The sequence below is a fragment of the Halomonas sp. SIMBA_159 genome (assembly GCF_046536035.1).
GTDB lineage: Bacteria > Pseudomonadota > Gammaproteobacteria > Pseudomonadales > Halomonadaceae > Vreelandella > Vreelandella venusta_A.
This window is the reverse complement of record NZ_JAWJBT010000786.1, coordinates 1-264: the sequence shown is the minus strand read 5'-3', so window position 1 is coordinate 264 and position 264 is coordinate 1. Positions and strand designations below refer to the sequence as shown.

At 75.8% G+C, this 264-nt stretch carries 1 protein-coding gene; it reads left to right on the top strand.

All coding sequences use genetic code 11. The features are described 5' to 3' along the window. The coding region (locus R0J87_RS21360; protein ID WP_498888803.1) for a cobaltochelatase subunit CobN at window positions 1-264 on the top strand (264 nt) is incomplete at both ends.

Here is a 264-nt window from a genome sequence, read left to right as displayed (position 1 = left end):
GACAGCCGCATCCGCTTCGTGGCGCGCCTGGCCGCGAGCTGGCTGCGGCTGCGGCACACGCCGGCGGCGGAGCGGCGCACCGCCATCGTGCTGGCGAACTACCCGAACCGCGACGCCCGGATGGGCAACGGCGTCGGCCTCGACACCCCGGCCGGCACGATCCTGCTGCTGCAGGCGATGGCGGAGGCCGGCTACGACGTCACCGACATCCCGGCCGACGGCAACGCGCTGATCGAGCGGCTCGCCGCCGGGCCGACCAACGCC